General features: G+C 36.0%; 7 protein-coding genes. 3 read left to right on the top strand and 4 right to left on the bottom strand.

Going from position 1 to position 7,498, the window contains the following annotated elements:
* Positions 1–451: 451 nt before the first annotated feature.
* Entirely contained in the window at positions 452–1,072 is a 621-nt protein-coding gene (locus BP621_RS03515; RefSeq protein WP_292387985.1) for a hypothetical protein, read from the top strand.
* A gap of 136 nt (positions 1,073–1,208) precedes the next feature.
* Here the strand turns inward: BP621_RS03515 and BP621_RS03510 are convergent, their stop codons facing one another.
* Positions 1,209–1,859, bottom strand: a complete 651-nt coding sequence (locus tag BP621_RS03510) for a NosD domain-containing protein (protein ID WP_292387983.1) — start codon at positions 1,857–1,859, stop codon at positions 1,209–1,211.
* Positions 1,860–3,083: 1,224 nt separating this feature from the next.
* Between BP621_RS03510 and BP621_RS03505 the strand changes: the two genes are divergently transcribed.
* Both BP621_RS03505 and BP621_RS03500 read left to right on the top strand, forming a co-directional pair.
* Positions 3,084–3,344: a hypothetical protein gene (locus BP621_RS03505; RefSeq protein WP_292387981.1), complete on the top strand. Its 261-nt coding sequence runs from the start codon at positions 3,084–3,086 to the stop codon at positions 3,342–3,344.
* Positions 3,337–3,708 (top strand): hypothetical protein, encoded by a 372-nt coding sequence (locus BP621_RS03500; protein WP_292387980.1) that lies wholly within the window; start codon positions 3,337–3,339, stop codon positions 3,706–3,708. Before BP621_RS03505 ends, BP621_RS03500 begins: the two co-directional genes overlap by 8 nt.
* 205 nt (positions 3,709–3,913) lie before the next feature.
* On the opposite strand, the gene BP621_RS03495 is transcribed toward BP621_RS03500, so the two are convergent.
* The 3 genes from BP621_RS03495 to BP621_RS03485 form a co-directional block, all read right to left on the bottom strand.
* Positions 3,914–5,254, bottom strand: coding sequence for a Cdc6/Cdc18 family protein (locus BP621_RS03495; RefSeq protein WP_292387979.1), 1,341 nt, complete (start codon positions 5,252–5,254; stop codon positions 3,914–3,916).
* 712 nt (positions 5,255–5,966) lie between these two features.
* Positions 5,967–6,536 (bottom strand): tyrosine-type recombinase/integrase, encoded by a 570-nt coding sequence (locus tag BP621_RS03490; protein ID WP_292387977.1) that lies wholly within the window; start codon positions 6,534–6,536, stop codon positions 5,967–5,969.
* A 685-nt stretch (positions 6,537–7,221) separates the two neighbouring features.
* The coding region (locus tag BP621_RS03485) for an FG-GAP repeat domain-containing protein (RefSeq protein WP_292387976.1) at positions 7,222–7,498 on the bottom strand (277 nt) is incomplete at its 5' end.

Raw genomic sequence — 7,498 nt, 5'->3', positions numbered from 1 at the left:
TCCTTTTTTATCATTTATTCTCATAATTGAGAACTACCTATGATATGAGATACAAACATAAGAAACTTTTTAAATTGCCTTATAATGTTAAAGATCTTAAAATTATAAGATAAAAAAAGTAATCTTTTAAATTTTAACTTTAAACTAATAATTGAAAAAAATGCAGTAAGAAAACCATAGGTAATATTAATAGAGAATTTATAAATGGAGATGTTCCGGAGACTTTGGAATACAAGCAACCATACATATGTGAAAATTAGACATCAAGAGGCTTATTCCATTTTTGGGTAGAAAATTTTTCCTATCGATGAGTGTACACGTTAAGAGGATTTTTTTGTAAGAAACACATAGGCAAAATAAAAAGAAAATTATAAAAGTCAATACCCGGAATACACCTTTACTACATCGAAGTAAAAAATTTAATCATTTAGTAAAACTTTACTACATCTCTATGAAATCCTCGATAAGTGCAAAGATCCCCACAGAGCTTTATGAGGAAGTCCAGGCAGCCATAAAGACAGAGAAGTACACAAGTAATACAGAGTGCATCATAGAAGGCCTTAATTTACTACTGTGTAATCCAGATCAAGAGGACACAACGATTAAGACTTTACTACAAGAGAAGGAAAAAGAAATACAAATACTGCAAGAAGAAGTAAACCGTAGTAAGGAAGAAATACAAGCTTTACAAGAGGAAGTAAAGCGTAGTAAGGATGAAGTAAGCCGTAGTAAAGAGGATTACACAAGGCAGATAAAAAACCTGGAAGAGAACTTAAAGAAAGCTCCAGACCTTGTGGAGTTTGCACAGCTGCGCACTAGATCTGAAGAGTTAGAAAAGCATAATCAGGATTTGAAGGGGAAGATGGAGAAACAACTAGAGTTCCTAAAAGGACAGATCGTAATCAAAGATCAACAGATAGAGAAACAGGCTTTTTCGCTTCAGTCGGTAATACAGGAGAATGGCAGGCTAAACCTCAGGTTGTTGCCAGAAGCACAAGAAACAAAGAACACACAAGAACAAAAATTTACTCGCTGGCAATATTTAAAGGGCTTCCTCTTTGGGTCACAATGATACATTGAAATAGAAATGCTTAATGTGTTTGCTCATTACTTTAAGACTGTGGAGGTTAAGCAGATAGAAGCCCCAGCAACGACAAAAAATAAGAAGTGGTGGGAGTTTTGGAAATAAGCGCAAATGGTTTTTAAAATCAGTAATCAGTGCCCCAACCAATATTTACTTTATTTTTGATATACTTGTTACCTGAAAACTGCGGTATTCTCCCAGGATTCTTATCAGTATAGATGTACACTCCGTATTGACAATTCTTGAACGTGTTTTTTGTGACCGGTGAAGCTCCTGCCATATCACCTATATACAGACCACATTTTGATTTGGAAATAATATTTCCTTTGATTGGGATCTCACCCATGGTTTCATACAATATAATTGTCCCACCAGTGATCTGATTGTTAATCACTGATGAAGCACTTGAAGATGAACCCGCAAGATCGATGTTACAATTGTAAAAATAGTTATTCCGAATAGTTCCACCTCCTGCATAGTCCGAAGATACCCCATCTTTTGTAATCGAAAAACCGTTTATATCCGAATCTGCTCCAAAATACTCAAAACCATTCACTTTCGGGTATTTAGTGCCGTAGAAATTGACTGACTTATCAATTATGACTGTCTCTTTGTATGTGCCAGATGCAACTTTGATAGTGTCGCCATTATGGGCTACGTTTACTGCACTTTGAATGGTTTTGTATTTCTCTTTTGGGCCTACGTTTAGAGTAGCAGCTGAAGCCAGACTTGTTAATAATAGAAAGATAATTAGAGCAATTGCAATTCGTTTCAAGATACAAACACTCCACTTTTTTAAGTTAAAATGTTATGGAGTAATAAAAGAGTATCTTATTTTAGAGCCTTCATATTGAATACAAGTTCAACTTTGATTAATTATAAAGCAATAGAAGTTAAGAATTAGATTAGTACAATGAGAATTGCAGGAAGCTCTTCCCCAAAAGCTTCCTGCACATCTACAAAACGAGGTCTGCTTCGCAATCTAAATATGACCTTCTGCCCTATCAAAACTATAGAAGAAGTTTTTCTGAATAATATTTCAATGAAAAATAAGTGAAAGAGTTAAAACAACTTACTAAATCAGAAAGCAATCAAAACTACTGGAGTTTTGAAGAGAGTCATCTTATGGTAATCATTCCCGGGTCTACAAACAATATATATGCAACCCAAACTACGATCACTAAAAGTATTATGACAACGATAGAATGCTTTTCTTTAGTTCGCGCCATAAAAGATAACTGGCTCAAACATATAAAAAATTTGTGTAAACTCACATAGGATTAGAGAAAAAGACCTCGCTGACTTAAACGAGCCCAAGCTTTTTCAATTCAATTGCTAAACGTGTTTCCATTCGTAATCGGTCTTCCCTAGCTGCAATCTGTCCCACCTTTCGATTAAATTCCGGGTGCTGTCGATAATTCCAGAGTGTTTGCTCGGTGATATTTAGTTTTGCTGCGACTTCTTTATATTTCAGAGGCTCACAGGCAAGGAGGTAAGCTGTCCTACGCTTTCAAAGAGTCCATTTAAATTTATCCATGTTATTTCTATTCGCCTGTACATTTTTAAGTTTTTTGAAGAACTGTCCGGAAAATAGGGCTTTTTTCAAAACTGAATCACTAGCAGAAGACCTAAATATAAATAGGATGCTCAGATTTTAACAGAATTTTAATGCTCCTGTGTTTGATTTTCGATGCCATTGAGAAGTGTTTCAATATCCCGGTTCAAGTTTTCAATAATCTGTACAAAAGCCAGATTTTTTTGCAACGGAACCCTGATTTTTTATTTTTGTTTGCGCCTTAAAGGCAGTGTCTCGAATTTGCTGTAAATTTTTAGGTCAAGTTTTTGCTTAATATGGAAAAAATTGATCTTCCGATATGGAATTTACTACTCAATAACTTTTTGAGATTTATGATCTTACAGAAAAGTTGGCACACTGCCAAAGCCGATATTGTTATTTAGATAATAAGACATAATTCACAGTAAAGAACTAACTGAAAAGGTGAGCACAATGTCAGATTCTAATAAATTCGATGTAGAAGCAAAACATATCTATGAAGCCCATAAGGAAGAATGGGAAAGACTATACAATGGAAAAATAATAGCCATAGATGTTGATGCTAATGATCTTGTATCGGTCGGTGATCACCTTAAAGATGTTAGTTTAAAAGCAAGAAAAGAACGTCCAGGCCACCGTTTTTTTGTGCGTAGAGTAGGTAAAAATCCTTCAGTTGCTCGCCTTAGGAATAGAAACTATGTATAAAAAATCTACTTTTGATTATTACGATAATGACCCTCTTGTCGTTGTAACTCTCATTAATCCAGTTTTAGGAAAAAGACATAAAGCCTGCGCATATCTTGATACGGGTTCAGATGCAATTGTCATACCCGAAGACATCTGGTTTAAACTCGGGTTAGATAAGGATTTAATGGCAAGTGTAAGTGTTGTTGGGGACACAGTTAATACATGGTATACTTTTATAGACTTAGAGTTCCTTCAGAATAGACACAAAGATATCGAAGTTTTTTATAACGATGCAGCAGGAGACATCTTGATAGGTAGAAACATTCTTGATGAGTACTCTGTAACATTCGATGGTAGGAACTCGAAGTTGTATATAGAATAAGGTACTGCGTAGTTGGCGGGTTTTGCCCTTCTAATATATATCACCGAATACTGAAAAATTATTCCAGATCCCACAGACTACACACCTATAAATAAGAAAGATAAATTCAAGTTTATTTCTATGCTTTTGCAACGGAACCCTGCTTTTTCTGATCTACTTTCTTGTCTGCCTGCAGCCTGGATGAGCTCGTGAACCGAACTCTGTCTTACATAAATTTGGAAAACTCTGCGAAAGGCTTTCTAGTACGTTTTATTGTGGTCATCACAATTGATTCTATATCCGAAATGTTTGCCTCAATCTGTGTCTTAAGAGGATCGATATAGATTAAATCAATTGCCGATTCGGTATCCGAAGACAGAGTAATGAACCTCGTGTTCCCATAGCCTTTAACCTTTTGAGCATGGATCAACTGCTTATCATCAAGATCTGAAATTCTTCTTGAAATATGCCCTTCACTCGTTGGTGACTCATTCACTGTCCTACAAACTGCCTGATATACGCTAAAAACGGTGCCTGTGTTCGGTGATGAGTTTATTTTCTCAGCTTTGATAATCCTGTTGCATAAGTAAATGGCAGTGATTAAGTACTGGTCATGCTTCGAAAACTTAGTCATCATTTCCATCGTTGCTGTATTTGTTATTTCCTGCTCTGCGAGATCAATATGCTGAGTAGTGATTCGCTTGCAACGCTGATCTGAGGCAATTTTTCCCGCAACGTGAATTGTATCAATTGCCCTACGAGCATCTCCATGAAAGCCCTCTGCTACGCGCTTTGCACAGTATCTGATCTCAGCTCCTGTGATTACACCAGGCTGAAACGCTTCAATTCTATCTGTTAAAATCTCGCAAAGTTCCTGTTCGCTATAATCCGGAAACTGCAGATACACAAACCCGGCAGAGGACTGCACTTTATTGTCTAACGAGTTCAGAAAGTCTTTTTTGTTTGATGCGGTGATGATCCCTATAGTGGAGTTTGAAGACTTAATCCGTTTGTTCTCCATTGCTCTCGAAAACTGATAGAGAACATTATTGGGATCCTTAAATTTATCAATTTCATCAAAGAAAATGATCAACGCATAGTAATCGTAATTGCTTGCTACGCGGTCAATCTCGCTCCAAATAGAGCGAAGGTATTGAGCAAAGGTAAAACCTGTTTGAGGAATAGTTGCGGTTAAATACAAGAGAATCTCGCGACAAACAAGGACATCACTATTGATTGATGTAGAATCTATCCGGATGAAGTCCACATGAGTATTGTCACTATTTTCATGAAGTCCATAGTCTAAAATCGAGAGTACATGACGGATTGTAATCGTTTTTCCGACTCCACTGCCGCCCCAGATATACATGTTGATAGGATCCCCATGTCTTGTAATTGGCGCCAGGTTTGCGGCGATCTGCTCAAGTTGTTTATTTCTCCCAATAATGTTTTCGGGTACGTAGCTCTTACTGAGCATCTTTTCTTCTTTAAAGATGGGATTGTTTGGCACAAACAAAGCCTGATATAACGCTGACCGATCGGATTCGTCAGATTGCTTAGTCTCCATAGCATCACCTGAGCATTTCTATGAACACTGTTCTCATTTATAGCTACCGAAACTTAACAACCACAAAAAATACAATGTTAAGTATTGAATCAAGATCAGTAGGTGCATTTATTGAATATATGATAATAACATGACGTAGTACTTAACATGAACCCACCCCCCTCAATGTTAAGTAGTATAGCAGTAGCATCCTTCGTTCAAGAATTGAAGCATATAATATAATATCATTTTTTTGCTCTCAATATGAATAAATCATATATTTATTTATAGTATTAATTTCTAAACTTAACAACATTGCTTTTTACTTATGATATTAAGCTAAATAATTAGCTTAATCTTTTAGACTCTTTTTCCTTCCGTTTACAGTCTAAACCCTGCTACTACTACTGTACTACTTAACATTGAGGGGGGGGTGATCACATCATGTACTTCATTTTTTATATGTAGAGTTCTTTAAAAACAGGTCTACCTATCGTGATTATATACTTAACATTTCAGTTTTTTAAAATGTTATGTTCTTGTATCTAAGTTCTGATCAGGCTTACGCACTTGTTTTCTCGTGGAAATAACCTGGAAATTTATTGGAGTTTTCCTGCAAGAATTTTATGTACTATTTTTTCGGGTGATGAAAATGAGTAACTTCCCTAATTGTGAATGTTTTCATTGATTTTGTAAAATACTCAGATGTTTTGCAACGGAACCAGTTTATGAGTTATCTTGTAAGAATTCCCCATTCTATGAGCCTCTTTTCTATATCCTTCATTTCGTAATTTGTAAAAGAAAGACTCTGGTAATGTCTAAGACTGGTAATAGGATCGTGTCCTTGCCTGCTGTATATTTCAATCTCTGGTATGCCTGCCTTCAACATCCAACTTTCAATTGTCTTCCTTGGAGTCTTTGGATTGACCTTTGGAGTAATACTGGCTTTGTAGCTCCATCTTTCAAGGTCCTCAAACCAAGTATTACGTGCTGGTGGTCTCTTGCACTCTAGGAAAGCCTTGAAGAGATAGGGAAATGTAGCTGGTAACTTATCAATTGTCCTCTTTACAAGTTTTTGTTTTATTTTCCTCTGTGCCTCTTTAGGAAGGATTATCTGATTTCTTTCTGTATAGTACCATTCTTCATGATCATGTAGCCTTTGAAGCTCCACGTATCGAAGGCCTGTAATTGTATTGACTTCAAAAATAGGCCTGAACTTCATTGGAATAAAATTAACAAATTGGTCATATTCCGCAACTGTGAGAACCTTTGTTCCATCAGAGGTAACAAGTCCATTATCCATAAGAAATAGCACACGAACAGAATATTAAAAGGTTCGTATTTAGCGAAGAATATTCTAAATCTTAATGGAAAAATGAGTTATTTTCTCCCGAAATACGAACATTCTATGCTAAAAGTTCGTGTCTCAAAGTATTTGCAAAATTTGATTCTTACGAAGATACACAGATTTTACACTATAAACTCTGCTTTTTTTAAATTACGCAACTTATGCTTATATCTTAAAATAAACGAAATCATTTCAGGATATAACATATGATTATGTTATTAAAAAAAGATATAAGGGGAGCGAATATAGCACTCCCGATGATTTATGTAACTGCGGCAATTATAACTGCGATATCCCTTATAGATAAACATTGTTGTCCAAAATCTCTAGGTAAATCAAAGCAAAACTTGATTCCTCTTGGATTCGTAAGATCGGAATTGAATTCCCGTTTCGAAGAGTATGGTACAAATTACTAATTAGCTGTCACCTACTTCAAACGGATGCTATGATCTTAGAAACACTCAATTTGCTGAAAAATGCACCGAATTTCTCGCCAACAAATTCACATATTTAGAAAGTGCTGAATTAGACACACTTGAATATTGTTCTCCTAATTTAAAAATCGATGCGCAAATGCATTGGAAGCACAGAATATTACCCGGTAATACTCCTATATCTTTTGTAGAAGATACCTTTGAAGTTAAGTACCCCCTGCTACATGAACTTCAACTGTTCCTGTACCGGTATTTCTTGTTTTGATGAAAACAAGATCAGGGATATCATCACGATCGTAATCGGCCATCGCCCACACTCCATCCGTCCCAGGTAGGAACGTGGTTCCTGTCTCAAGAATCCTTGTTTGATAATTTGATGCTCCTGAAGCTATGTGAACTTCAACTCTTCCTGTACCAGTATTTCTTGTTTTGATGAAAATAAGATCAGGGATACCATCACCATCGTAATCGGCCATCGTCCAC

Source organism: Methanosarcina sp. UBA5 (assembly GCF_002505485.1).
In the GTDB taxonomy this organism is placed as follows: Archaea; Halobacteriota; Methanosarcinia; order Methanosarcinales; family Methanosarcinaceae; genus Methanosarcina.
Note: the sequence above shows the minus strand (reverse complement) of the source record. Positions and strands in the feature narration are given on the sequence as shown.